Origin of the sequence: Sphingomonas sinipercae, from assembly GCF_011302055.1 — a bacterium.
Lineage (GTDB): Bacteria > Pseudomonadota > Alphaproteobacteria > Sphingomonadales > Sphingomonadaceae > Sphingomicrobium > Sphingomicrobium sinipercae.
Map to the genome: position 1 here is coordinate 1827710 of NZ_CP049871.1, position 24244 is coordinate 1851953.

16 protein-coding genes, 1 tRNA gene and 1 pseudogene are annotated in these 24244 nt (G+C 65.4%); 9 read left to right on the forward strand and 9 right to left on the reverse strand.

Annotation, left to right across the window (positions count from 1 at the left end; all coding sequences use genetic code 11):
* Nucleotides 1–25 precede the first annotated feature (25 nt).
* Nucleotides 26–4198, reverse strand: coding sequence for a DNA-directed RNA polymerase subunit beta (gene rpoB, locus G7078_RS09525; protein WP_166095428.1), 4173 nt, complete (start codon nucleotides 4196–4198; stop codon nucleotides 26–28).
* A gap of 244 nt (nucleotides 4199–4442) precedes the next feature.
* Nucleotides 4443–5237 (reverse strand): thymidylate synthase, encoded by a 795-nt coding sequence (locus G7078_RS09530; protein ID WP_166096326.1) that lies wholly within the window; start codon nucleotides 5235–5237, stop codon nucleotides 4443–4445.
* 129 nt (nucleotides 5238–5366) lie between these two features.
* Between G7078_RS09530 and G7078_RS09535 the strand changes: the two genes are divergently transcribed.
* A complete protein-coding gene (locus G7078_RS09535; RefSeq protein WP_166095430.1) occupies nucleotides 5367–5771 on the forward strand; it encodes a JAB domain-containing protein in 405 nt (134 codons plus the stop codon).
* On the opposite strand, the gene G7078_RS09540 is transcribed toward G7078_RS09535, so the two are convergent.
* The 4 genes from G7078_RS09540 to G7078_RS09555 form a co-directional block, all read right to left on the reverse strand.
* Entirely contained in the window at nucleotides 5763–6464 is a 702-nt protein-coding gene (locus tag G7078_RS09540; protein ID WP_166095432.1) for a class I SAM-dependent methyltransferase, read from the reverse strand. The genes G7078_RS09535 and G7078_RS09540 overlap by 9 nt on opposite strands.
* Nucleotides 6448–7575: a peptide chain release factor 2 gene (prfB, locus tag G7078_RS09545; protein WP_166095434.1), complete on the reverse strand. Its 1128-nt coding sequence runs from the start codon at nucleotides 7573–7575 to the stop codon at nucleotides 6448–6450. Before prfB ends, G7078_RS09540 begins: the two co-directional genes overlap by 17 nt.
* Nucleotides 7576–7600: 25 nt before the next feature.
* On the reverse strand, nucleotides 7601–10171 hold the full coding sequence (locus tag G7078_RS09550; protein WP_425505269.1) for a penicillin-binding protein 1A: 2571 nt from the start codon (nucleotides 10169–10171) through the stop codon (nucleotides 7601–7603).
* A gap of 77 nt (nucleotides 10172–10248) precedes the next feature.
* A complete protein-coding gene (locus G7078_RS09555; RefSeq protein WP_166095437.1) occupies nucleotides 10249–11133 on the reverse strand; it encodes an N-acetylmuramoyl-L-alanine amidase family protein in 885 nt (294 codons plus the stop codon).
* A gap of 116 nt (nucleotides 11134–11249) precedes the next feature.
* Here G7078_RS09555 and G7078_RS09560 point away from each other — a divergent pair, with 116 nt between their 5' ends.
* The 5 genes from G7078_RS09560 (at nucleotide 11250) to G7078_RS09580 (ending at nucleotide 17204) form a co-directional block, all read left to right on the forward strand.
* Nucleotides 11250–11690, forward strand: a complete 441-nt coding sequence (locus G7078_RS09560; protein WP_166095439.1) for a DUF6766 family protein — start codon at nucleotides 11250–11252, stop codon at nucleotides 11688–11690.
* Between the two features lie 356 nt (nucleotides 11691–12046).
* On the forward strand, nucleotides 12047–14542 hold the full coding sequence (locus G7078_RS09565) for an Rne/Rng family ribonuclease (protein WP_206367445.1): 2496 nt from the start codon (nucleotides 12047–12049) through the stop codon (nucleotides 14540–14542).
* Between the two features lie 42 nt (nucleotides 14543–14584).
* Complete coding sequence (locus G7078_RS09570) at nucleotides 14585–15961, forward strand: M48 family metalloprotease (protein ID WP_206367446.1); 1377 nt, start codon at nucleotides 14585–14587, stop codon at nucleotides 15959–15961.
* A gap of 71 nt (nucleotides 15962–16032) precedes the next feature.
* The gene (locus G7078_RS09575; protein WP_166095441.1) at nucleotides 16033–16677 is read left to right on the forward strand and encodes a DsbA family protein; all 645 of its coding nucleotides are present in this window, start codon (nucleotides 16033–16035) and stop codon (nucleotides 16675–16677) included.
* An 11-nt stretch (nucleotides 16678–16688) separates the two neighbouring features.
* A complete protein-coding gene (locus G7078_RS09580) occupies nucleotides 16689–17204 on the forward strand; it encodes a hypothetical protein (protein WP_166095443.1) in 516 nt (171 codons plus the stop codon).
* Nucleotides 17205–17210: 6 nt separating this feature from the next.
* Here the strand turns inward: G7078_RS09580 and G7078_RS09585 are convergent, their stop codons facing one another.
* The 3 genes and pseudogenes from G7078_RS09585 to G7078_RS09595 form a co-directional block, all read right to left on the reverse strand.
* A complete protein-coding gene (locus G7078_RS09585; RefSeq protein WP_166095444.1) occupies nucleotides 17211–17690 on the reverse strand; it encodes a hypothetical protein in 480 nt (159 codons plus the stop codon).
* Between the two features lie 4 nt (nucleotides 17691–17694).
* Nucleotides 17695–18362: pseudogene (locus G7078_RS09590) on the reverse strand (RlmE family RNA methyltransferase).
* Complete coding sequence (locus tag G7078_RS09595) at nucleotides 18359–19417, reverse strand: Ppx/GppA phosphatase family protein (RefSeq protein ID WP_166095446.1); 1059 nt, start codon at nucleotides 19415–19417, stop codon at nucleotides 18359–18361. Before G7078_RS09595 ends, G7078_RS09590 begins: the two are co-directional and overlap by 4 nt.
* 176 nt (nucleotides 19418–19593) lie before the next feature.
* Between G7078_RS09595 and G7078_RS09600 the strand changes: the two genes are divergently transcribed.
* From G7078_RS09600 to G7078_RS09610, 3 genes are all read left to right on the forward strand, one after another.
* Nucleotides 19594–19667 (forward strand) — tRNA-Gln (locus G7078_RS09600).
* A 90-nt stretch (nucleotides 19668–19757) separates the two neighbouring features.
* Nucleotides 19758–20633, forward strand: coding sequence for an ABC transporter ATP-binding protein (locus G7078_RS09605; protein WP_166095448.1), 876 nt, complete (start codon nucleotides 19758–19760; stop codon nucleotides 20631–20633).
* Between the two features lie 11 nt (nucleotides 20634–20644).
* A complete protein-coding gene (locus G7078_RS09610) occupies nucleotides 20645–24241 on the forward strand; it encodes a M1 family aminopeptidase (protein ID WP_166095450.1) in 3597 nt (1198 codons plus the stop codon).
* Nucleotides 24242–24244 lie beyond the last annotated feature (3 nt).

Below are 24244 nucleotides of genomic sequence, written 5' to 3' on the forward strand. Positions count from 1 at the left end.
GGGGCAGGTCTGAATCGGGTTCGGCTTATTCGGCTGCGATTGCCGGCGGGTCGTTCTCGTCGGCGACGCTGTCGAGTTCGACGTTAAGGCCGAGCGACCGCATTTCCTTGACGAGCACGTTGAAGCTTTCCGGAATGCCGGCCTCGAACGTGTCGTCTCCCTTGACGATCGCTTCGTACACCTTGGTGCGGCCGACCACGTCGTCGGACTTCACCGTCAGCATTTCCTGCAGCGTGTAGGCGGCGCCGTACGCCTGCAGCGCCCACACCTCCATCTCGCCGAAGCGCTGGCCGCCGAACTGCGCCTTACCGCCCAGCGGCTGCTGGGTGACGAGGCTGTACGGCCCGATCGAACGTGCGTGGATCTTGTCGTCCACAAGGTGGTGAAGCTTGAGCATGTAGATGTAGCCCACGGTCACCTGGCGATCGAACGGGTTGCCGGTGCGGCCGTCGAACAAGGTCACCTGACCCGAACGGTGAAGGCCGGCCATTTCGAGCATGTCGCCGACATCCGGTTCGCGCGCGCCGTCGAACACCGGCGTGCCCATCGGCAGGCCGCCGACCAGGTTGCGGGCAAGCTCCATCACGCCATCGTCGTCGCGCGCGTCGATGTCGGCGTCATAGTTCGGACCGTACATGGACTTGAGCTTGGCCCGGACGGTCTGAATGTCCTTGCCGGCAATGTCCTTGCCGCGGTCATGGATCCCCTCGAGCATCTCCTGGATCTGCTGGCCGAGCCCGCGGGCCGCCCAACCGAGGTGCGTTTCGAAGATCTGCCCGACGTTCATGCGCGACGGCACGCCCAGCGGGTTCAGCACGATGTCGACCGGGGTCCCGTCCTCCAGGAACGGCATGTCCTCGTTTGGCAAAATGCGGCTGATCACGCCCTTGTTGCCGTGCCGGCCGGCCATCTTGTCGCCCGGCTGCAGCTTGCGCTTCACCGCGACGAACACCTTGACCATCTTCAGCACGCCCGGCGGCAGCTCATCGCCCCGCTCGAGCTTCTCGACGCGGTCCTCAAGGCGACGGCGAATGACGTTGACCGCCTCGTCGTACTGGCCCTTGAGCGCTTCGATGTCCGACTGGCGGCTGTCATCCTTAACGGCGATCTTCCACCAGTCGTGGCGGTCGACGCCTTCCAGGGTCGCTTCGTCGAGGGTGGCGCCCTTCTTGATGCCCTTCGGCGCCGCGGTCGCGACCTGCCCGTTGAGCATTTCGCGGAGGCGGGCGAAGGTCGCGCGGTTGAGGATCGCACGCTCGTCGTCGGCGTCCTTCTTCAACCGCTCCTTCTCTTCCGTCTGGATGGCGCGGGTACGGTCGTCGATGTCGATGCCGTGACGGTTGAACACGCGCACTTCGACGACGGTGCCGGCAACGCCCGGCGGCAGTCGAAGCGAGGTATCGCGAACGTCCGAGGCCTTTTCACCGAAGATCGCGCGGAGGAGCTTTTCCTCCGGCGTCATCGGGCTTTCGCCCTTCGGCGTGATCTTCCCGCACAGAATGTCGCCCGGCTCAACCTCGGCACCGATGTAGATGATGCCCGCTTCGTCGAGGTTGCGGAGTGCTTCCTCGCCGACGTTGGGAATGTCGCGGGTGATGTCTTCCGGCCCAAGCTTGGTGTCGCGGGCCATGACTTCGAATTCCTCGATGTGGATCGAGGTGAAGACGTCGTCCTTGACGATGCGTTCGCTGATGAGGATCGAATCCTCATAGTTGTAGCCGTTCCACGGCATGAACGCGACGAGCACGTTGCGGCCGAGCGCGAGCTCGCCGAACTGGGTCGACGGGCCGTCGGCGATGATCTGCCCGGCAGCGACCGATTCACCGACCTTCACCAGCGGGCGCTGGTTGATGCAGGTGTTCTGGTTCGACCGCTGGAACTTCATCAGCGTGTAGATGTCGACGCCGGACTCGCCCGGCTTCAGGTCGACGCCGGTTGCACGAACGACGATACGCGCGGCATCCACCTGGTCGACGACGCCCGAACGGCGCGCGGCAATCGCGGCGCCGGAGTCGCGGGCAACCGTTTCTTCCATGCCGGTGCCGACCAGCGGCGCTTCCGCCTGCAGCAGCGGAACCGCCTGGCGCTGCATGTTCGATCCCATCAGCGCGCGGTTGGCGTCATCGTTCTCAAGGAACGGGATGAGCGACGCGGCGACCGACACCAGCTGCTTCGGACTGACGTCCATCAGCGTGATCTGGTCACGCGGCGCCATCAGGAAGTCGCCGTTGCGACGCGACGAGACGATCTCTTCGCCGAAGCTGCCGTCCTTGGTCAGTTCCGCGTTGGCCTGCGCGATCGTGTGCTTGGCCTCTTCCATCGCCGACAGATAGACGACCTCTTCGGTCACCTTGTTGTCGACCACGCGGCGGTACGGGGTTTCGATGAAGCCGTACTTGTTCACCCGGCTGAAGCTGGCGAGCGAGTTGATCAGGCCGATGTTCGGCCCTTCCGGAGTCTCGATCGGGCAGATCCGGCCGTAGTGGGTCGGGTGAACGTCGCGAACTTCGAAGCCGGCGCGTTCGCGGGTGAGACCGCCCGGCCCGAGGGCCGAAACGCGGCGCTTGTGCGTGACTTCGGACAGCGGGTTGGTCTGGTCCATGAACTGCGACAGCTGCGAGGAGCCGAAGAATTCGCGCACCGCGGCGACCGCCGGCTTGGCGTTGATCAGGTCGTTCGGCATCACCGTCGACACGTCGACGCTGCTCATCCGCTCCTTGACCGCGCGCTCCATGCGCAGCAGCCCGACGCGATACTGGTTTTCCAGCAGTTCGCCGACCGAGCGGACGCGGCGGTTGGCAAGGTTGTCGATGTCGTCGATCTCGCCCTTGCCGTCCTTCAGGTTCACCAGTTCCTGGACGACCGCGATGATGTCTTCGCGGCGCAGGGTGGTGACCGTGTCCTCGACGTCGAGGCCAAGGCGCATGTTAAGCTTCACGCGGCCCACGGCGCTGAGGTCGTAGCGTTCGGAATCGAAGAACAGGCCGTAGAACAAGGCATCGGCCGTCTCGCGCGTCGGCGGCTCGCCGGGGCGCATGACGCGATAGATGTCGGACAAAGCGCTATCGCCATCTTCCGACTTGTCGGCCTTGAGCGTGTTGCGGATCCACGGACCCGTGTTGACGTAATCGATGTCCAGCAGCTCGAGCGTCTTGACGCCGGCGGCATCCAGCTTCTCGAGATTTTCCGGAGTCACTTCGTCACCGGCTTCGACGTAGATCTCGCCCGTCTTCTCGTTGATCAGGTCGTAGGCGGAGAAGCGGCCGAAGATTTCCTCGGTCGGGATGACCAGGTCCTTGAGGCCATCCTTGGCGACCTGGTTGGCGCGGCGCGGCGTGATCTTCTCGCCGGCCTTGAAGATGATCTCGCCGGTCTTGGCGTCGGCGATGTCGTGCAGCGGCTTCTGCCCGCGCCAGGCTTCCGGCGTGTACGGGATCTGCCAGCCGTTCTTGCCGCGGCCGTAGGTCACCGTCTTGTAGAAGGTGTTGAGGATTTCCTCGCTCGACAGGCCAAGCGCGTGCAGCAGCGCGGTGACCGGCAGCTTGCGCTTGCGGTCGATGCGGACGTTGACGATGTCCTTGGCGTCGAACTCGAAGTCGAGCCAGCTGCCGCGGTACGGGATCACGCGGGCGGCGAAGAGATACTTGCCGCTGGCGTGAGTCTTGCCGCGGTCGTGGTCGAACAGGACGCCCGGCGAACGGTGCATCTGGCTGACGATTACGCGCTCGGTGCCGTTGATGATGAAGGTGCCGTTCATGGTCATGAGCGGCATGTCGCCCATGTAAACGTCCTGCTCCTTGATATCGATGACGGACTTGGCCTCGGTATCCGGATCGATTTCAAAGGTGGTCAGGCGCAGGGTCACGCGCATCGGCGCGGCATAGGTCAGCCCGCGCTGGCGGCACTCGTCGGTGTCGTACTTCGGCGGCTCGAGCTCATAGCGGTCGAAGTCGAGGTGCGCGGTGCCGGCGAAGTCCTCGATCGGGAATACCGACCGAAGCGTCTTCTCGAGCCCGGAAACATAGCCGATCGCCGGGTCGGAGCGAAGGAACTGCTCGTAGCTTTCCCGCTGAACCTCGATCAGGTTCGGCATCTCCGAAATTTCGTGGATGTTGCCGAAAATCTTGCGGATTCGCCGCGAGTTGGTCTTCGCCCCACTGGATTTCTTGTGGGGTGCGTCGATCGCTTTGGTGGCCATGTGCTTCCCTGCGCTGAGCGGGCGCGCAGTTGCGCTCCCGCGGAATCTATCCGGCGATTGCCGGCTGTGTGGAGCGCCGCCCCGTAACCCTCTCCAATGCGTGCGACCCGTGCGCCGTTCGGGCCCTGTCCCGGAGAGGACGGGAAAAGCCCCGGGCGCACGTCACCGTGCGGCGGAGCCGGTTATTTATTGGATGAAGCGGATATAAGCATTTCCTACAGCCGCGCAAGAGCGCCGCGGCAGGTTAAACCGCGACCGGAGCCGAGATCGCCGGGTGCGGGTCGTAGCCTTCGAAGGCGAAGTCGTCCGATTCATAGCCATCGATGGCCTGGCCACGGTCCTTAAGGACCAGCTTCGGCAGCGGCCGCTGGTCCCGGGAAAGCTGCAGCCGCACCTGGTCCATGTGGTTGGAATAGATGTGGCAATCGCCGCCGGTCCAGACGAACACGCCCGGCTCCAGCCCGCACTCGCGCGCGAGCATGTGGGTAAGCAAGGCGTAGCTGGCGATGTTGAACGGCACGCCCAGGAACATGTCGGCGCTGCGCTGGTAGAGTTGCAGGTTGAGCCGGCCGGCCGCGACCTGCGTCTGGAACAGGCAATGGCAGGGCGCCAGCGCCATCCGCTCGATCTCGCCAGGGTTCCAGGCGGTGACGATCTGCCGACGCGACGAAGGATCGGCCTTGATCAGCGCGATCAGGCCCTTGATCTGGTCGATGTGGCGGCCGTCCGCCGCTTCCCAGTCGCGCCATTGCTTGCCGTAGACTGGGCCAAGGTCGCCGTTCTCGTCGGCCCATTCGTCCCAGATGCTGACCTTGCGGTCCTTGAGCCAGCCGATGTTGGTATCCCCGCGCAGGAACCACAGCAGTTCGACGATGATCGATCGCAAGTGCAGCTTCTTCGTCGTGACCAGCGGGAACCCCTGCGACAGGTCGAAGCGCATTTGCGCCCCGAAATAGGTCAGCGTGCCGGTGCCCGTGCGATCCGCCTGCGGAACGCCTTCGTCGAGAATCGTCTGCAAGAGCGCGTGATATTGCTGCATGGCGGGTTGGTAACGCGCGCCGTCGCCCGCTCCAAGCCCGGCCAACCACTCCATTGTGGATGATCTGTCCGCACCGAAGTGGACTCGTCTTCAATAGCTCGGAAACCCTGCCCGCCTTAGGTCGATGCAATGCTTCACCAGCGTGCCGAATTTCCCCTCAAGCTCGACGGCCTCGACGCGGCCCGAAGCTTCTTCGCCGGCTGCCTTGCCGATGCCGACCCGACGCTCGAAAGCCTGTGGGTCGCCCATCTCGACGATCAGGCCCGGTGCCTTCACGTGTCCCGCCATCACGGCGATGAAAGCAGCGCCGAAATCCCGTTCCGGGCAATCCTGGCCGACGCGATCAGGCACGGCAGCAGCGGAATCGTCCTGGCCCACAACCACCCCAGCGGCGACCCGCGGCCGAGCGACAGCGACCGTCGATCGACCCGCCGCCTGGCCTGCGCCGCGGAAGCGATCGATTGCGCGGTGGTCGATCACCTGGTGTTCGGCGGGACCGGCTGCTCAAGCTTCCGCCGGATGGGCCTACTTTGAAGGCTCGCAGGGCTTGATCGCCCCCGGCTGCGGGCGGTCGCCGACAGCCGAAAAGGACGCGAAATACGTGCCGTCTTCGGTCACCGGCGCGGTTTGCAGGAGCTTGTAGCCGACCGCCGCAAATTCGCATTGCAGCAGGGACAGCGGCGTTCCGTGCCGGTTGGTCGGGCGGCTCGCATCGACGACGATGACCTGGCCGTCGGGCTTCAGGCTGTCGCGCAGGTGCCACAGGAATTCGTAGGGCGAGGCGACCTCGTGATACATGTGCACAAGGAAGATGCGGTCGAACGACCTGACGGGAAGCCGCGGGTCTTCCGGAGTGCCAAGCGTCACCGCGACATTGTCGAGATTCTCGCGCTGAATCCGCTCGGCCAGGCGTTCGCGGACCTCGGGCACGATGTCTTCGGCCAGAACGCGCCCGCGCCGGCCGACGATCGGCGACAGGCGCACGGCAAAATAACCCTCGCCCGAGCCCACGTCCGCCACCGACATGCCCGGAGTCACGCCGGCCAGTTCGACCACCTTGGCGAATTCGCCCTGCCGGTCGCGAACGTCCTCGGTCGAAAAGGAATCGCCCACAATCGCAGCGACGGGCCGGTGCGCCTTGGGGAAACGATTGGCATCGTCCGACTGCCGGCACGAAGCGACCGCCGCCAGCAGGACAACGGCCGAAAGCTTAATCGACGTCTTCAACTTCGACCTTTTCGCCGGTGACCCGCTGCGACAGCGCCGCGGCCATGAACCGGTCGAGTTCGCCGTCCAGCACGTCGCCGGGGGCGGTCGAGGTGACGCCGGTGCGAAGGTCCTTCACTAGCTGGTACGGCTGCAGCACGTAGCTTCGGATCTGGTGGCCCCAGCCAATGTCGGTCTTGGCAGCATTGGCGGCGCTGGCCTCGGCCTCGCGCTTCTGCAGCTCCGCCTCATACAGGCGCGCCTTGAGCTGCTTGTAGGCGGAGGCGCGGTTCTTGTGCTGCGATCGCTCGTTCTGGCAGGCGACGACGATTCCCGTCGGCAAGTGCGTGATCCGGACCGCGCTGTCGGTCGTGTTGACGTGCTGGCCGCCGGCACCCGACGCTCGGTAGGTGTCAATCCGAAGCTCCGCCTCGTTGATCTCAATGTCGATGTCGTCATCGACCTCCGGATAGACCCAGACGCTGGAAAAGCTGGTGTGGCGACGCGCGTTGGAATCGTACGGGCTGATGCGCACCAGCCGGTGCACCCCGCTTTCGGTCTTCAGGTTGCCGTACGCATTCTCGCCCTTGACCAGCAAAGTCGCGGACTTGATCCCGGCCTGCTCGCCCGAATGGTGATCGACCAGCTCCACCTTCATCCCGTGCCGCTCGCCCCAGCGGGTGTACATGCGCTGCAGCATTTCGGCCCAATCCTGGCTTTCGGTGCCGCCGGCGCCGGCGTTGACCTCGACATAGGCGTTATTCGCATCGGCCTCGCCTGCCAGCAGCGCCGCGACCTTGTCGCGTTCGGCCCGCTCGGCGAGATCCGCAAGACTGGTCACCGCGTCGTCGACCAGTCCATCGTCGCCCTCGGCTTCGGCCATTTCCATCAGCTCGACGGTGTCGGCCAGCTCGCGCTCGATCGCTCGGGTGGCGCCCATCGCCTCCTCCAGCCGCCGGCGCTCGCGCATGACCTCCTGCGCCGCCTTGGGGTCATCCCAGAGCGTGGAATCCTCGACCTTGGCGTTCAGCTCCTGCAACCGCTTCTCGGCGCGGTCCCAGTCGAGGAACCGGCGCAGCAGCGCGGTCGCGGCGTTGATCTGGTCGATATGGGCTTGCGCTTCGGCGCGCATCGGAAACGCTTTCGTTCTTTGTGGTTCAGCGCGGGCTAGGAGTCGCCATTGGATTTGGCAACGGGCGCTGCCAGGCGGGGACGTCCCGCTGCGCCGGCTGGTCAGCCGGGGGCGAGGCCTGGGCGCGGGGGCGCCGCCGCTGGCTCGCGGCGCGCAGCGCAGGCACGACAGCTTCCGCCTCGTCTTCCTCATCAGCGCCGCGACGGAAGCTTCGGCGCGGCTCGGTCTGCGGCTGGAACGCCTCCCAAATGACCGAGGCCTTCGGGTCCTCGGTGGTCGGGAACGTCCCGAACACCCGGCGGCCGGTGCCCCGATCGACCCGCACCCAGCGGATGCCCGCGGGGGCGACGAACGGCACCTTCGGCTGGTCCTTCAGCGCGGTCTTCGCCCAATTCTTGAACACCGGCGCGGCGACCCGGCCGCCCTGGGCATAGCCGCCGAGGCTGCGCGGACGGTCGTAGCCGAGATAGACGCCGGCGACGATTTCGGGCGTGCCGCCGACGAACCACACATTGGTCGGCCCGCTCGTCGTGCCGGTCTTGCCAAATAATGGCCGGTCGAGGTCGCGAAGCACCGTCGCGGTGCCGCGTTCAACGACGCCTTCCATGATGTGCACCATCTGGAACGCGGCCATCGGGTCCAGCAGCTGGCGGGTGCGCGACGGCGGCCGCGGCATTGCTTGCCCGTTCCAGTCCGGCGCGTTGCAGCCCTGCATGATCGCGCACCGGTTGTCGGACCGATAGATGATCTTGCCGTTCCGGTCCTGCACGTAATCGATCATCGTCGGGGTCACGGCGCGGCCGTGGTTGGCGAGCACCGCATAAGCGTTGACGAGCCTGGCGACGGTGGTCTCGCCGGCACCCAGCGCGATCGACAGATAATTAGGGAAGTCGCCGACGCCCAGCTTGCGGGCCGTATCGGTCACCTTCGCCATGCCCACCTGGGAAGCGGCGCGGACGGTCATTAGGTTGCGCGACTGCTCGACGCCCCAGCGCATAGTTTTCGCGCCGGCATAGCTGCGGTCGAAATTGACGAAGCATTTGTTGCCGAGCCCGGCCCCCTGGAAGACGCAGAAGGGCGCATCGACGATGATCGACGCCGGGGTCAGCCCATTTTCGAGCGCGGTTTCGTAAACGATCGGCTTGAAAGACGAGCCGGGTTGGCGAAGCGCCTGCGTCGCCCGGTTATAGCTCGACCCGACGACGTCGAAACCGCCCTGCATCGCAAGCACCCGGCCAGTGCGGACTTCCTCCGCCAGGAAACCGCCCGACACTTCGGGGATCGAGCGCAACGCGAAGCTGCCGCCACTATCCTTGACGATGATGATCATGCCGGGCCGAAGGTAGCCAAAGGCGGGGCCGCCGACCCCGCGCTTGGGCTGCGAAGCGGCCGACGCGAGGAGCGTCCCGGTCTTGCCGTTGGCAAAGCCGATCTGCGCCGAGCCGCCGGACTTCGACAATACGACCGCCTTTCTCCAGTCCGGGAAACCAACGCCGATGGGCGTACGGTCGAGTTGGCCCACCCAGTCCTTCGACATGTCCAGGCTCAGGCCCAGGTCGCGCCAGCCACGGCCGCCGTCGAAATTGGCCAGCGCCTCACGCAGCGAATCCGCCGCCGCCTCCTGCATCGCCGGGACGACCGAGGTGCGCACCCAAAGGCCGCCGGCGTAGAGGCTGTTCGGACCGTCCTCCGCTTTTTCGCCGAAGCGCTTGAGCAGCTCGCGGCGGACGTCCTCCATGTAATAGCCGCCCATGTCGCGGAACTTGTCGCCGCCGCCGTAGCGGATGGTGCCCAGCGGCATTGCCGCCGCGGCGCGCCATTGCGCTTCGGTGATCTTGTCGTTGCGGGCCATTTCGCGAAGGACGTAGTTGCGGCGGTCGAGGGCGCGCTGGGTGGCGCGTTCCGGGTCGTAATTGGCCGGCGCCTTGGGCAGCACGGCCAGATAGGCCGCTTCGGGCAGGGTCAGCTCGCCGACGTCCTTATCGAAGTAGGCGCGCGCTGCCGCCTGCACGCCGTAAGCGTTCCGGCCGAGGAAAATCTGGTTGAGGTAAAGCTGGAGGATTTCCTCCTTCGACAGCACCGATTCCAGGCGGAAGGCGAGGATCGCCTCGCGCGCCTTGCGGCCGATGCTGTAGCTATTGTCCTGAAGCAGCGCCTTGGCGACCTGCTGGGTGATGGTCGATCCGCCCTTCGACCGGCCGCCGCCGGTGACGCTTTTGGCGATATATTCGCCGACCGCGCCGAACAGCCCCGGATAATCGATTCCGCCATGGCTGAAGAAGGTCTTGTCCTCGGCCGAGATGAAGGCGTCGCGGACCAGCGGCGGGATTTCGTCGAAGGTCAGGTTGACGCGCCGTTCGCGGGCGAAGGTCTGCACCGGGTCGCCATCGTAGCTGCGCACCTTGGTCGGAAGCGGCGGTTCGTAGGCAAGCAGGGTCTGCGAGGTCGGCAGCCCGCTGGCGATATACAGCCACAAAGCCGCGCCGATCAGGAACAGCGCGCCGAACGCCAGCGCCGATCGCCGCACCCAGCGGCGGCGGAATGGGCCATCGACGAAGCCGTGCACTCGCGCGTTGAACGCAACGAGGTCGGGCAGTGGCAAGTTGGCGGGCGACAAACGATCAAACTTCACGGCGGCTGCCGTCTAGCCGCTCTTGACCATCGCTGGAAGCGCTAACGCAGCGATCGTGCCGCGACGTCGGCTTCGATGGTCCTGGCAAGGGCGGCAACGATCTTTGCCCGCTGTTCCGGGGAGCGGAGCAGCGCCTCATCCTCGGCATTGCTGATATAGCCGGCTTCGAACAGCACCGCGGGAACGCCGGCGCTTCGAAGGACCCGGAAATCCGCAAAGCGATGCGGCTGCGGGCGAAGCAAGATCTTCCCGCTGGCATTGCGAACCAGCCGTTCCGCAAGCTCGGCCGAGGCGCTCATCTGGCTGCGCAGCGCCAGGTCGGACAGGATGGCGCGCACCGACCCATCCCCGCCGGACGGCAAGTCCGAACCCGCGTTCACGGCTTCGGCAAGGCGCGCGGCCTCCGCATCCGAAGCGATTTCGGACAGGGAATAAACGCTGGCGCCTCGAGCCAATGGATTCGGCGCGCTGTCGATGTGCAGCGACACATAAAGGCTGGCGTTGAGGCGGCGGGCGAGTTCGGCCCGCTGTTCGAGCGCCAGGTGGCGGTCGTCATCGCGGGTCAGCGCGACGCGCACGCGGCCGGACCGAGCGAGCAGGTCGCGCAATTCGCGGGCAAGCTGGAGCGTCAGTTCCTTTTCGCGGATATCGCCCGAAAGGCCCGATGCGCCGGGATCTTCGCCGCCATGGCCGGGATCGATCAACACGATCGGGCGGCCGGGCACCTTGGCTTCGGTAATCGAAACCGCGGGCGACGGCGGCGCCAGGCGGAAGGTCACGCTGTCGCGCAGCGGTTCCCCCGAAGGCGGGGCCGACAGCGCGATCCCGCCGAAGACCGCGAGTGCGGCAAGCGCAAGCGCGGCGCCGCCGCCCACGAGGATGCGGGAAACGTTCGGGTCGGTCGCTCTTGGCCCCCTGGCTGCCATGACGCCTTTTATCACGCTGTTATGGTTAACAGCCAATTATCTTCTGAATGCCGCCTCCGCCGGAACCCGCGCCGAGGATTTGCCGTTCGCGCGACATGGCCTTTCGGAGGTAACGCATGACTGTCTTTCGCAAATACGCCTACGCTTGGATTACCGTCGCATTCTTCCTCATTTCGCTGGCGCTCCACTGGCTGTTCGGCTGGTACGCCTTCGCCGACTCGGCACGGGAACACGGGCAAGCGCCGGACGTCTCCGCTTACCTCGTGGAAATGGGCCGCGACACGTTCGAGAATTGGCAGTCCGAGTTCCTGCAGCTGCTTTGGCAGGTCGTCGGCCTTGCGTACTTCCTTTACGTCGGATCGCCTTCATCGAAGGAGAATGACGACCGCATCGAAGCCAAGGTCGATGCACTGATGCGGATGGTCGGCGGCGAGAATGCGCAGGAGGTCATCGGCAAGCTCGACTATCATTTCGCCCGCAAGGACGGCGTCGAGCCGCACAAGCATGGCGAAGCCTATGTTCATAGCGCCGGCCTGGACGTCCCGCCACGGCGCTAGAAAGGTTGGGGGCTGACGATCCTCGATCGGCCCGCTCGCGTTCAGGTTGCGGACGCCCCGGTGCAATGCTAACCCCCGACCGTCCACCGGCTCCAATGCCGGGGGAACGCGCCGCGGCCTCCCTGGCACGCGGCCTTTCACAGGTTGACGCTGCATGATGCCAGTCCACGTCCTTCGCCAGCTCCGTTATGGGCAGGCGGACGTGTCTCCGGTCCGAATTTCCGGGATGGCGCGCGCAGCAGAGGCACGTTTCACCACATCCGCCAGGCGCCCCGGCCAATTGCCGAACTCGCTGGCCACTGCAATCGCGCGACCGCCCTCCCCGACGTGGAGCCGGCGCGCACGGAGAATTCACAATGTCCATGCGCATGCTGATCGATGCGCGCCACCCGGAGGAAACCCGGGTCGCGGTCGTCAAAGGGAACCGGATCGAGGAGTTTGACTTCGAATCCGCCGAGCACAAACAGCTCAAAGGCAACATCTACCTAGCCAAGGTTACGCGGGTCGAGCCGTCGCTCCAGGCGGCGTTCATCGATTACGGCGGCAATCGCCACGGCTTCCTCGCTTTCAGCGAGATCCATCCGGATTATTACCAGATCCCGAAGGCGGATCGCGAAGCCTTGCTGCGCGAAGAAGCCGAGCATGCGGCCGAGGAAGAGCGGCTGCGCGCGCAGGAGGACGACCTCGAGCCGATCGACGGTCACCATGACGAAGCGGACTATGACGTCCCGGAAGAGCCCGAAGGCAATGGCGAGTCAGAGGAAAACGGCAGCGAGGCGCCAAGCGAGGCCGGCACCGGCTCCAGCCGATCGCCGGTCGATGAATCGGCGGCGGACGAGCTTCGCCGCAAGCGCCAGAACCTGCGCCGCCGCTACAAGATCCAGGACGTCATCCAGCGCCGCCAGGTGCTGCTGGTCCAGGTCGTCAAGGAAGAGCGCGGCAACAAGGGCGCTGCGCTGACCACGTACCTCAGCCTTGCCGGCCGCTATTGCGTGCTGATGCCCAACACGTCGCACGGCGGCGGCATCAGCCGGAAGATTTCGAACGGCGCCGACCGCAAGCGGTTGAAGTCGATCATGGGCGACCTCAACCTGCCCAAGACGATGGGCCTGATCGTGCGCACCGCCGGCCTGTCGCGCACCAAGACCGAGATCAAGCGCGACTTCGACTATCTCGCCCGCCTGTGGGACGAGATCCGCGAGAAGACGCTGAAAAGCAGCGCGCCGGCTCTGGTCTATCGCGACAGCGACCTGATCAAGCGCGCCATCCGCGACCTTTACAATCGCGACATCGACGAGGTGATCGTCGAGGGCGAGGACGGCTATAAGGCAGCGCGCGGCTTCATGAAGCTGCTGATGCCGAGCCACGTGAAGCGCGTGCAGCTGCACAGCGAAAGCACGCCGCTGTTCCAGCGCTCGGGCGTCGAAGACCAGTTGTCGGCGATGTACCAGCCGGTCGTCCAGCTGAAGTCCGGCGGCTATCTGGTCATCAACCCGACCGAGGCCTTGGTGTCGATCGACATCAACTCGGGCCGGTCGACCCGCGAACATAATATCGAGCAAACCGCCTTCGCGACGAACCTTGAGGCCGCGGCCGAGATCGCGCGCCAATTGCGGCTTCGCGACATGGCCGGCCTGGTCGTCATCGACTTCATCGACATGGAACAGAACAGCCATGTCCGCAAAGTCGAGAAAGCGATGAAGGACGCGCTGAAGAACGACCGCGCGCGAATCCAGGTCGGGCGCATCAGCAGCTTCGGCCTGATGGAAATGAGCCGGCAGCGCCTGCGCACCGGCGTGCTTGAAGCGTCCACCCGCGCCTGCCCGCACTGCGAAGGCACCGGGCTGATGCGCACGGCGTCATCGTCGGGCCTATCGGCGCTTCGGATCATCGAGGACGAGGCCGCGCGCGGCCGTGGCGACAAGATCCTGCTGCGCGCCGGACGCGAAGCCGCGATCTACCTGCTCAACAAGAAGCGGGCGGAGCTTGCCGACATCGAGCATCGGTACGGCGTTTCGATCGAAGTGACGATCGATGAGACTTTCGAAGGCGCGCGGATGACGGTCGAAAGCTCCGGCGGCAAGCCGCAGCCGCGCCAGGCCATCGTAGCCCCGGTCCAGCCGGAACTGGACGACTTCGATGACCTCGACGAAACCGAAGACGAGGAACCTGAAGGAGAGGATGACGATTCCGGCGACGCCGAACCGCGCCGCCGCCAGTCATCCGAACAGCAGCAACCGCGCGAAGACGGCAATGGCCGCAAGCGCCGCCGCCGCCGCCGTGGCGGCCGCGGTCGTCGCCGCACCGAGGAGCAGGCTGAAGGCGGCGAGTCCTATTCGCCCGAGCAGGCGGACCAGGGCGAGCAGCCGCAACAGGCCGAGCGGGCCGAACCGCCCGAACAACCGGCGCAACCCTCGACCGGCGAGGAATCGGAACGGCCCAAGCGCCGCCGGCGCCGCGGCAAGGCCGCCGAAGAAACGGTCGACGTCCAGCCCGACAGTTCGCCGATGATCGAAACCCCGGTCGATGAGGAAGCGCCGATTGCGCCGGTGGAGGCCGCGCCCGAAGCGCAGCCCAAGAAGCGCACGCGCCGCAAGAAGGCCGACGAAGCGGCGCCAGCCGCATCGACGGAGGACGCAGTGAAAGCGGTCGTGGCCGAACCTGCTGCGCCCGAAGCGCTGCCGGCCGAGAGCGGCGAGGACGCCAAGCCCAAGCGCCGGTCGCGCGCGAAGAAGCCCGTCGCCGAAGCGGAAGCGCCGGGCGAAGCTGCTCCGCCGCCGGCTGCCGACAATGACGAGCAGGATGGCGGCGAGCCGCGGCGCGGCGGCTGGTGGCAGCGCACATTCGGCTAAGCGGTCATCAGCCGTTCAGCAGGCTGGTGTGAAGGCCGGGGCATGACTTCGCGCTTGTCCCGGTTCGTCCGGTTGCTGATGGCGACGTTGCTCCTGGCGTTCGCGGCTGCCCGGCCGGCGAATGCCCAGGATGCGACGGTCCTTCGCGACAGCGAGACGGAGCTGCTGTTCCGGGACGCTTCCGCACCATTGATCCGCGCCGCCGGCCTTTCCCCCAAGAGCGTCGACGTCGTCCTGCTCAACGATCCCGAAATCAACGCGTTCGTGGCCACCGGGCAGCGCGTTTACATCCAGTCCGGCCTGATCGCTGCGACCGACAACGTCAGCGAGCTTCAGGGCGTGATCGCCCATGAGCTCGGCCACGTCGCCGGCGGCCACTCGATCCGGCTCAACCAGGGCGTCAGCCAGGCGTCGACCCTGTCGATTGCGACCATGGTGCTTGGCGCGCTGGCGATGGCGGCAGGCGCCGGGACCGCCGGCATGGGCATTTTGATGGCCGGCAACCAGGTGGCGATGAGCAGGCTGCTCGCCTTCTCCCGCACCCAGGAAAGCACTGCCGACCAGGCCGGCGCCAAATACCTGTCCGGCGCAGGGATCAGCGGCAAGGGCATCATCAGCTTCTTCGGCAAGCTGCAGAACCAGGAATACCGGCTCGCGATCTATGCCAAGGATAGCTATGATCGGACCCACCCGCTTTCGAACGAACGGGTCTCCGCCCTGACCCAGACCCTGAAAGCCGACCCCGCCTGGGACCGGCCCACCGATCCCGAGCTCGAAGCGCGCTTCCAGCGGGTCAAGGCCAAGCTGCTGGGCTTCGTCAATCCGAAGCAGGCGACAATCAAATATCCTGAAAAGGACCAGAGCGTTCCCGCCCACTACGCCCGCGCTTACGCCTATCACTTGAGCGGCTATCCCGACAAAGCGCTGGCTGAAACCAACGCCTTGCTGGCGACCGCGCCGCACGACCCCTTCTACCTGGAGCTAAAGGGCCAGATCCTGTTGGAATCGGGCAAGCCGGCGGAAGCGATTGCGCCGCTTCGCGAGGCCACCGAGCGTTCGGGGGAGATGCCGCTGATCGCCGCGATGCTCGGCCATGCGCTGATCGCCACGGAAAAGCCGGGCAACACCGCCGAGGCGAAGCAGGTGCTGAAGGCGGCCGTCAACCGCGACAACCAGAACCCGTTCGCCTGGTACCAGCTCGGCATGATCTACGATCGCGAAGGCGACCAGCCGCGCGCCGCACTTGCGACTGCGGAGCGCAACAACCTTGAAGGCAATCCCAAGCTGGCGTTGGCAAGCGCGGAGATGGCGCTGCGCGGCATTCCCGCCGGATCGCCGGACTATCTTCGCGCGCAGGATATCGCCATGGTCTCGCGGGCCGAGTTGAAGAAAAAGAAAAAGGGCAAGAACGACTCGTGAGCGAAGTCAAAGCGCCGTCAGGGGGCGGCTTGGGAACCGCGATCGCGGGCGGAGCGATCGGGGCGGCAATCATGGCCGCAGTCTTGCTGATCGCCGTTCCGCAACTGCTTAGCAGCCGCATCGTCCGCGCCGGGATATTGTCCGACCCGCAAGTGCTGGTCGACGGTTCCGAAGCGCTCCGCGACCTGCAATATGCGCCAACCCTGGCCGAACATCGCGCGGCGCTCGAGCGACCGTTCGGGACATCGTGGAAGGGGTCGGCCAAGCCCGACGTAACCCTCGTCGAATTCTTCGATTACGCCTGTCCCTATTGCAAGGCGAGCAACCCGCACATCGACCGGCTGGTCCGGGAAGACCCGAACCTGCGCGTTGTCTATCGCGAGCTTCCGATCCTTGGGCCCGAGAGCGTCAATGCCGCGCGCCTGTCGCTGACCGCGTCGCAGGCGGGCCGTTTCAACCAGTTCCACGACGCCCTGTGGGAGGCTGGACGCCCGGCCCCGGCGACGATCGCCACGGCCGCCAACGCCGCCGGCATCCCGGTCAATGCCAAGGTCAGCCCGGAAGTTGAGGCGGAGCTGCGCACCAACTTCAGCTTGGCGAGCGCGCTCGGAGCGACCGGCACGCCCTTGTTCATCGTCGGCAATCGCGTGCTCAACAGCGCGGTCGGCTATGACGCGCTCAAGCAAGCCGTCGCCGACGCGCGGAAGAAGAGTTAGGCCCACTCGCCGTGATTCGGGCTTTGGCGGTTTTCGGGCTGGTCGCGATGATGTCGCCATCCGCCGCGAATGCCCAATGGCTGACCCAGGACGGGGACGAGGCAACCGATAGCAGCGGCAATCGGACGTACACGACGCCCGGCGGAGCGGAGGTGGTCGCGGCCAAGTTGCTTGCGGGGATGCGGTTGGAGCAACGCCAGCGCGACCTCTGCTGGGAATTGGGGTGCCTGGTCATCGTCAACGCCTCGAAGGTTCACCAGGTCGAGGGATTTTACGTCGGTGAGCAGCGCCGAGGCCGCGCTTCCTGGAGCCAGAACCAGTTTGGCAAGCCGTTGCTGCCGCGCCGGGCCACCTTCCGCTTCAAGATGAACGGCCGGGATTGCGAGCGGCCGGTCCGCTTCGTGTTTCGCGACTCACGAACCCGTGAGCGCATCGAAGTCCTGGACCGGGTGAACTTCTGTCCGACTCCGCACGTCGATTCCCTGCTGAAGCTGAACGTGTTTCGGCCGAACGTAATTATCGAGTGAGGCAGGCTAGTCCGCGCGCGGCGGCGCGTGGATCGACCCGATGATGCAGCCGGCCAGCTTGACCAGCTCCGGGTGGGCAATCGTCGGCCGGTCGCTGCCCGCGTCTCGAAGGCTGATGCGCACCAGATAGCTGCGCAGCGGGTCCGGCCCGACGCAGCGGACCTGGTGGTCGGCGCTCCGCCACTCGGGATCGAAGGCTATCACCGCGACTTCAGCGCCATGGTGCTTGAGGTGTGCCGCTGGATCGACGCACTTCAGGCTCCTGATGCATTTGCTGCCGACGCCGACGCTTTGAAGCTTGTTGAGGTAGGCACTGAGATAGCCTCGCTCCGCGAGCCGGCGAACGGCCGTCGTCAGCGCAGCCTTGGTGCTAAGGTCCTTGCTCGCGACGATCAGCAGCGGCTGCACCGGCACGGGCGGCGGCATTGCGGCGGCGCTCGATACGCCTGCCAGCGTCACCGCGACCGGTACTGCGACTTTCCACATAGGCTTACTCCTGGCCTGCGCCCTTGAACCCCTGGGCGACGACATACCACTCACTCGAATCCTTGCGGCTGGCCGGCGGCTTGGCGTGCTTGACCGAAGTGAAGTGCCGCTTGAGCTCGGCGACGAGGTGGTTGTCGGCGCCGCCGGCAAGCACTTTGGCCACGTAAGCGCCGCCCGGTCGAAGCATTTGCGCGGCGAATTCTAACCCCGCCTCGACTAGCCCCATCGTTCGCAGGTGATCGGTCTGCGGATGGCCTACGGTGTTCGCCGCCATGTCGGAAAGGACCAGGTCGGCCGGCCCGCCCAGCGCTTCGCGCAGCCGGTCGGGGCGGCGTCGTCCATGAAATCCATCTGCAGGATTTCGACGCCGGGGATCGGCTCGGTGGGAAGCAGGTCGATTCCGGCAATCCGCGCTTCTGGGGCACGGCGGCGCACGACCTGGCTCCAGCCGCCGGGCGCAATACCAAGGTCGATCACCGCCTTCGCGCCCTTCAACAGCTTGAAGCGGTCGTCGAGTTCGAGCAGCTTGTAGGCGGCGCGGCTGCGGTAGTTTTCCGCTTTCGCGCGGCGCACGTAGGGATCGTTAAGTTGCCGCTCCAGCCAGCGGGTCGAAGATGCGGTTCGGCGCCGCGCGGTCTTGACGCGCTGGCGCGGCCCGCTGCCCCCGGTCACAGGACGTGGCCGTCGCGCGCCATCAGCGAGCGCAGGATGCCCTCGCGAATGCCGCGGTCGGCGATGCCCAGGTTGGCTGCCGGCCAGATTTCCAGGATCGCCTCAAGAATCGCGCAGCCGGCGACGACCAGGTCGGCACGCTCCGCGCCGATGCACGGCAGGCTGGCCCGCTCTTCGAAGCTCATCTCGGCGATCATCGTACTGATCTCATGCATCGCCGCGATCGGCACATGCAGCCCGTCGACCGCGCGGCGGTCGTACATCGGCAGCGCCAGGTGGACGCTGGCGAGCGTCGTTACCGTCCCGCTGGTGCCCAGCAGGCGGATGTCGTCGCGCTCGCGCGGCAGCGTGGAAGCGAAGGATTCGAACGAGCGGCGGGCACGTTCACGCATCCGGCGATAGGCCAGCAGCCGGTCATCGCCTTCGATCGCTTCACGCCCTTCGCTTTCCGTCAGCGAGACCACGCCCCACGGCGCGCTCCACCAGCTACGGATCTTGGGTATGCCCTCGACATGGTCGACCAGCACCAGCTCGGTCGATCCCCCGCCGATATCGAAGATCAGCGCGGGGCCATCGCCGGGTTCGAGCAGCTTGTGGCAGCCGAGCATGGCCAGCCGCGCTTCCTCCGCCGGCGGGATGACTTCCAGGACAATTCCCGTCTCTTCGCGAACGCGATTGACGAAGGCGCGTCCATTGGCAGCGCGGCGGCAGGCTTCGGTCGCGACCGAACGGGCCAGCGACACGTTGCGGCGGCGAAGCTTGTCCGCGCACACCGCGAGCGCGGCCACGGCGCGGTCCATTGCATGATCGGCCAGCCGGCCGGTCTGGGACAGGCCTTCGCCAAGGCGCACGATCCGCGAAAAGGCGTCGATGACGGTAAAGCCCTCATCGCTCGGGCGAGCGATCAGCAATCGGCAATTGTTGGTGCCAAGGTCGACGGCGGCGTAGGTGTGCCGCGTCTGAACGCGGTGCTCGCCGCCTGGATGCGGCATTTCGGCGGTGGCCGGCCCTGGCCGGAAGGCCGGCGCCGGCGCGTTGGCGGCAATTTGCGCCATTTTTATCGCCCGTTCATATGCTCCACCGCCGGTTGGTCCGACGGCTGACTTGCGGCGAATGTAAGCCTGAATGCGTCGTCAGGGCAAGTTTGCGGGCTCGGAGCCGCCCGCGCGGCGTTGACAGTCGCCGCTCCAAGTCCCTATTTCGCCGCGCCGCATAGCCTTCCGGCCGGCAATGCCCCGTCGTCTAATGGTAAGACTACGGACTCTGACTCCGTCAATTGAGGTTCGAATCCTCACGGGGCATCCATTCCATCCGTTCGTCGGCTTGTCGAAGCGTCACTTGCGGCCAGTGTATTAGGCGACTAGGCCACCCGCGAATATTCGGGGGACGTAGTCAATGCTGGAAATCGCGAACCTGTCGCACACCTACGCCAACGGCACGGTGGCACTGGATGACGTGAGCCTTTCGATTCCGCGCGGGATGTTCGGCCTGCTCGGCCCCAACGGTGCCGGCAAGTCGACCTTGATGCGCACTGTCGCCACTCTGCAGGAGCCGACGGCGGGAAGCATCCGCTTCGGCGACATCGATGTGCTTGCACAGCCGCAGGCGCTGCGCCGCCGGCTTGGCTACCTGCCGCAGGATTTCGGCGTTTATCCGCGGGTTTCCGCCTATGCGATGCTTGACCAGGTCGCGGTGTTGAAGGGCGTCACCGGCAAGGGTGAACGCAAGGCGGTGGTCGAAACCCTGCTTAACCAGACCAACCTGTGGGCGGTGCGCGACAAGTCTATCGCTGGGTTCTCCGGCGGCATGCGCCAGCGCTTCGGCATTGCCCAAGCACTGATCGGCAACCCCGAACTGATCATCGTCGACGAACCGACCGCCGGCCTCGACCCGGAAGAGCGCAACCGCTTCCTCAACCTGCTCGCCGCGATCGGCGACAACGTCGTCGTCATCCTGTCGACCCACATCGTCGACGACGTCGCCGACTTGTGCCCGCGCATGGCGGTGCTGGCCAACGGCCGGCTGCAGCTTGAAGGCAAGCCCACCGACCTGATCGCGTCGACCCGCGGCAAGGTGTGGCGCAAGGCCATCGCGCATTCGGAGCTGGAGCAATATCAGCAAAGCCACGAGGTGATTTCGACCCGCCTGTTCGCTGGCCAGACCATCGTTCACGTGCTTTCGGACAACAAGCCGGCCGGGTTTGAACCGGTCGAAGGCGGGCTTGAGGACGTTTACTTCTCGACCCTGTCCACCCTCCGCCGCGCAGCCTGAGGGAAGCGAACATGATCCCCGGCATCATTCGCTTCGAGATCCGCTACCAGCTGCGCAACCCGGTCTTCTGGGTCGCCGCCGCAATCTTCCTCCTGCTCGGCTTCGGCCTGACGGCAAGCGCGAACGTCAGCATCGGCACGCCCGGCGGCGTCCACAAGAATGCCGCCAACGCGATCGCTTCGGCGACCGCCATCTTCTCGCTGTTCTACGTGTTCGTCGTGACCGCTTTCGTTGCCAACGCGATCATCCGCGACGACGCGAGCGGCTTTTCGCCCATCGTGAGGGCGACCGCGGTGACGCCCCGGCAAATCGTTGCCGGACGCTTCATCGGCGGTTTGCTGATCGCCTGGCTGGGCTATCTGGCCTTGCCGCTCGGGCTGCTGTTGGGATCGTCGATGCCATGGGTCGATCCGGAGACGGTCGGGCCGCAGGTTTTCGCATATTACGGCTGGCCGCTGCTCATTTTCGCGTTGCCGAACATCTTGTTCCTGTGCGCTGCGCTGTTCGCGCTCGCCACCCTTCTCCGGTCGATGATGGCGGCGTACATCGGCGCGATCATCCTGGTGATGGGCTATTTGGCCGTGACCAGCATCCTTGCCCCCAAGGTGGAATATCGCGACGCCGTCGCCAGGTGGGACCCGCTTGGCGCCGGAGCGATCGAGCGAGCGACCTTTTACTGGACTCAAAGCGAGCTCAACAGCCGGCTGATCGACCTTAGCGGCACCATCCTGTTCAACCGCGTGTGGACGCTGGCGCTCGCCGCGGTTTTCCTGGCCGTGACCTTCTGGCGCTTCACCATGACCGAGCGCGCGCCGTCGCGCCGCCGCCTTCGCAAGCTTGCCCGCCAGGAGCGCCGTTCGGCCGTCGCCGCCGCGGTTGCGCCTGTGCTCGGCGGCGAACGGGTGACCGCCAGCGACCTCACGCCATCGCGCTCGACTCAGTTCCTCACCCGGCTTCGGGTAGAAGTGCGGCAGGTGCTGACCAGCCCAGGACTCATCGTCCTGTTGCTGTTGTCCGTGGTATTCACCGGGATCAGCCTGTGGCTGTCGCAGTCGCGCTACGGAACGTCGGATTTCCCGACGGTCGCGGCGACGATCTCCAACGTGGAAGGCGGGTCGGGCCTGTTCCTGCTGATGATCGCCGCATTCTTTGGCGGGGAGCTGGTCTGGCGCGAGCGCGACCGCAAGCTCAACGAGCTGATCGATTCCACCGCTGCCCCAAGCTGGATCATCACCGTCCCGAAGATCCTCGCCATTTTCCTCGTCCTGCTGCTGGTGAACCTGGCTGGGGCGCTGACCGGCATCGTCTATCAACTGACCGAAGGTGCGAAGGTCATCGGTCTGTCGGACTATGTCACCTGGCTGATCGTGCCGGTCGCCCTCGACGCCCTGCTGATCGCCGTCCTGGCGGTCTTCGTCCAGGTACTCAGCCCTAACAAATATGTCGGGTGGGGAATCTTGTTCGTCTGGTTCGTGTCGGGGATCTTCCTGAACAACCTCGGCTACGGAAACCCGCTCTACACCTACGGGCGGACGCCGCAGGTTCCGCTGAGCGACTTTGTCGGCGCCGGCAGTTTCTGGATCGGCGCCTGGGTCCTGCGCATGTACTGGTTCTTCTTCGCAGTCGTGCTCGCGGTCCTGGCGCACCTGCTGTGGCCGCGCGGCACCGACCTTGCGGTGCGCGCCCGTGTCCGCCGCCTGCCGCGCATGGCGAGCACCCCCGCGCTGGTCATCGTCGGCATCGCCGGAGTATTGATGGCGGCGACCGGCGCCTACGCTTATTACAACATGAAGGTGCTCAACCGGTACCAGACCAGCGACGAAGCGGAAAAGTTCGTCGCCGACTATGAGCGCAAATATCTGAAATACGAAAAGCTGCCGCAGCCCGCGGTGACCAAGGTCGCCCTCGACGTGCAGCTATATCCCAAGCAGAAAATGCTGGTCACCGACGGCGCCTATGCGTTGGTCAACACGGGCACGACCCCGATCAGCGACATCCATGTCCGCAAGAGCGACCAGGATGCCGAGTGGCTGAAGCTGGATATCGCCGGCGCCAAGCTTGCAAGCGACGATGAAAAGTTCGGGTACCGGATCTATCGCCTGGCCAAGCCGCTGGCGCCGGGTGCATCGACGATGCTGCGCTTCAAGTCGCGAATTTGGCACCGGGGCTTTCGCGCCGGCTCGCCCGCCACGGATGTCATCGAGAATGGCACGTTTGCGAACAATTTCGACTTTGCGCCGGTCATCGGGATGGATCGCACCAGCCTGCTTCGGGATCGGATCAAGCGCCGCCGCCAGGGCCTGCCGGCTGAACTTCGCACCGCCAAGCTTGAAGACATGAACGGCGCGCGGCGGAGTTATTTCGGGGTCAGCTGGGTGATGTCCGACATCACGGTGACCACGGATGCCGACCAAACGCCGATCGCACCCGGCAACCAGGTGTCCGATACAGTCAAGGACGGGCGGCGCACGGCCCGGTTCGTCAGCCCGGCGCCGATCCTCAATTTCTTCTCGATCCAGTCGGCAAGGTACAAGGTCGCTACGCTCAACCACAATGGGCTGAAGCTGTCGGTCTATTACCACCCGGACCACGATTGGAACGTCGACAAGATGCTCAAGGCGATGGCGAAGTCGCTCGATTACTACCGCGCGAACTTCGGCCCGTATCAGTTCAACTACGCCCGAATCATCGAATTCCCAGGCTATCGCAGCTTCGCGCAGGCGTTCGCCGGGACGATGCCTTATTCGGAATCGATCGGCTTCAACGCCAACACCAACGATCCCGACAAGATCGACTTCACGACCTATGTCGTCGCGCACGAAATGGGGCACCAATATTGGGCGCACCAGGTCGTCGGCGGCGACATGCAGGGCGCCACGAGCATGAGCGAGACGCTGGCCCAATATTCGGCGCTGATGACGATGAAGCAGATCTACGGCCCGGATAAGATTCGCCGGTTCCTGAAGTACGAGCTCGACAATTACCTGCGCAGCCGTGCCGGTGAAGCGGTCGAGGAACTGCCGCTCGAGCGCGTCGAAAACCAGGATTACATCCATTATCGCAAGGGCGCCCTTGCCATGTACCTGCTGCAGGAGCGGCTGGGCGAGGATGCAGTGAACCGCGCCCTGTCCCGTTTCCTCGACGCCTGGCGCTTCAAGGGTCCGCCCTACCCGCGCTCGCTCGACATGATCGCCGAGTTCCGCAAGGAGGCGAAGACACCCGAACAACAGCGGTTGATCAGCGACCTGTTCAGCAAGATCACGGTTTACGACCTGAAGGTGGTGGATGCGAAGACGCGGCACAGCGGCGATGGCTGGACCACGACGCTGACGCTTGCTGGCGAGAAGGCATACGCCAATGGCAAGGGCGAGGAGACGAAGGCCAAGCTGGACGAGCAGGTCGAAATCGGGCTGTTCACCGCGCGGCCGGGCCTCGGCGCTTTCTCCGCCAAGGACGTGATCGTCATAGAGCGGCAGCGGCTGCACAACGGCAATCAGCAAGTCGTCGTGAAGTCGAAGGTGAAGCCGGCGTTCGCGGGCGTCGATCCGTATAACTTCTTCATCGACCGCAACAGCGACGACAATGTGAAGGCCGTCACGGCCAGTTGATCC

Coding starts and splice junctions, on each gene's coding strand:
- G7078_RS09610 (WP_166095450.1), top strand. CDS start 20,645: ATGATCCCCGGCATCATTCGCTTCGAGATCCGCTACCAGCTGCGCAAC.
- G7078_RS09570 (WP_206367446.1), top strand. CDS start 14,585: ATGACTTCGCGCTTGTCCCGGTTCGTCCGGTTGCTGATGGCGACGTTG.
- G7078_RS09560 (WP_166095439.1), top strand. CDS start 11,250: ATGACTGTCTTTCGCAAATACGCCTACGCTTGGATTACCGTCGCATTC.
- G7078_RS09575 (WP_166095441.1), top strand. CDS start 16,033: ATGGCCGCAGTCTTGCTGATCGCCGTTCCGCAACTGCTTAGCAGCCGC.
- G7078_RS09605 (WP_166095448.1), top strand. CDS start 19,758: ATGCTGGAAATCGCGAACCTGTCGCACACCTACGCCAACGGCACGGTG.
- G7078_RS09565 (WP_206367445.1), top strand. CDS start 12,047: ATGTCCATGCGCATGCTGATCGATGCGCGCCACCCGGAGGAAACCCGG.
- G7078_RS09555 (WP_166095437.1), bottom strand. CDS start 11,133: ATGGCAGCCAGGGGGCCAAGAGCGACCGACCCGAACGTTTCCCGCATC.
- G7078_RS09595 (WP_166095446.1), bottom strand. CDS start 19,417: ATGGCGCAAATTGCCGCCAACGCGCCGGCGCCGGCCTTCCGGCCAGGG.
- G7078_RS09585 (WP_166095444.1), bottom strand. CDS start 17,690: ATGTGGAAAGTCGCAGTACCGGTCGCGGTGACGCTGGCAGGCGTATCG.
- G7078_RS09530 (WP_166096326.1), bottom strand. CDS start 5,237: ATGCAGCAATATCACGCGCTCTTGCAGACGATTCTCGACGAAGGCGTT.
- prfB (WP_166095434.1), bottom strand. CDS start 7,575: ATGCGCGCCGAAGCGCAAGCCCATATCGACCAGATCAACGCCGCGACC.
- rpoB (WP_166095428.1), bottom strand. CDS start 4,198: ATGGCCACCAAAGCGATCGACGCACCCCACAAGAAATCCAGTGGGGCG.
- G7078_RS09535 (WP_166095430.1), top strand. CDS start 5,367: ATGCTTCACCAGCGTGCCGAATTTCCCCTCAAGCTCGACGGCCTCGAC.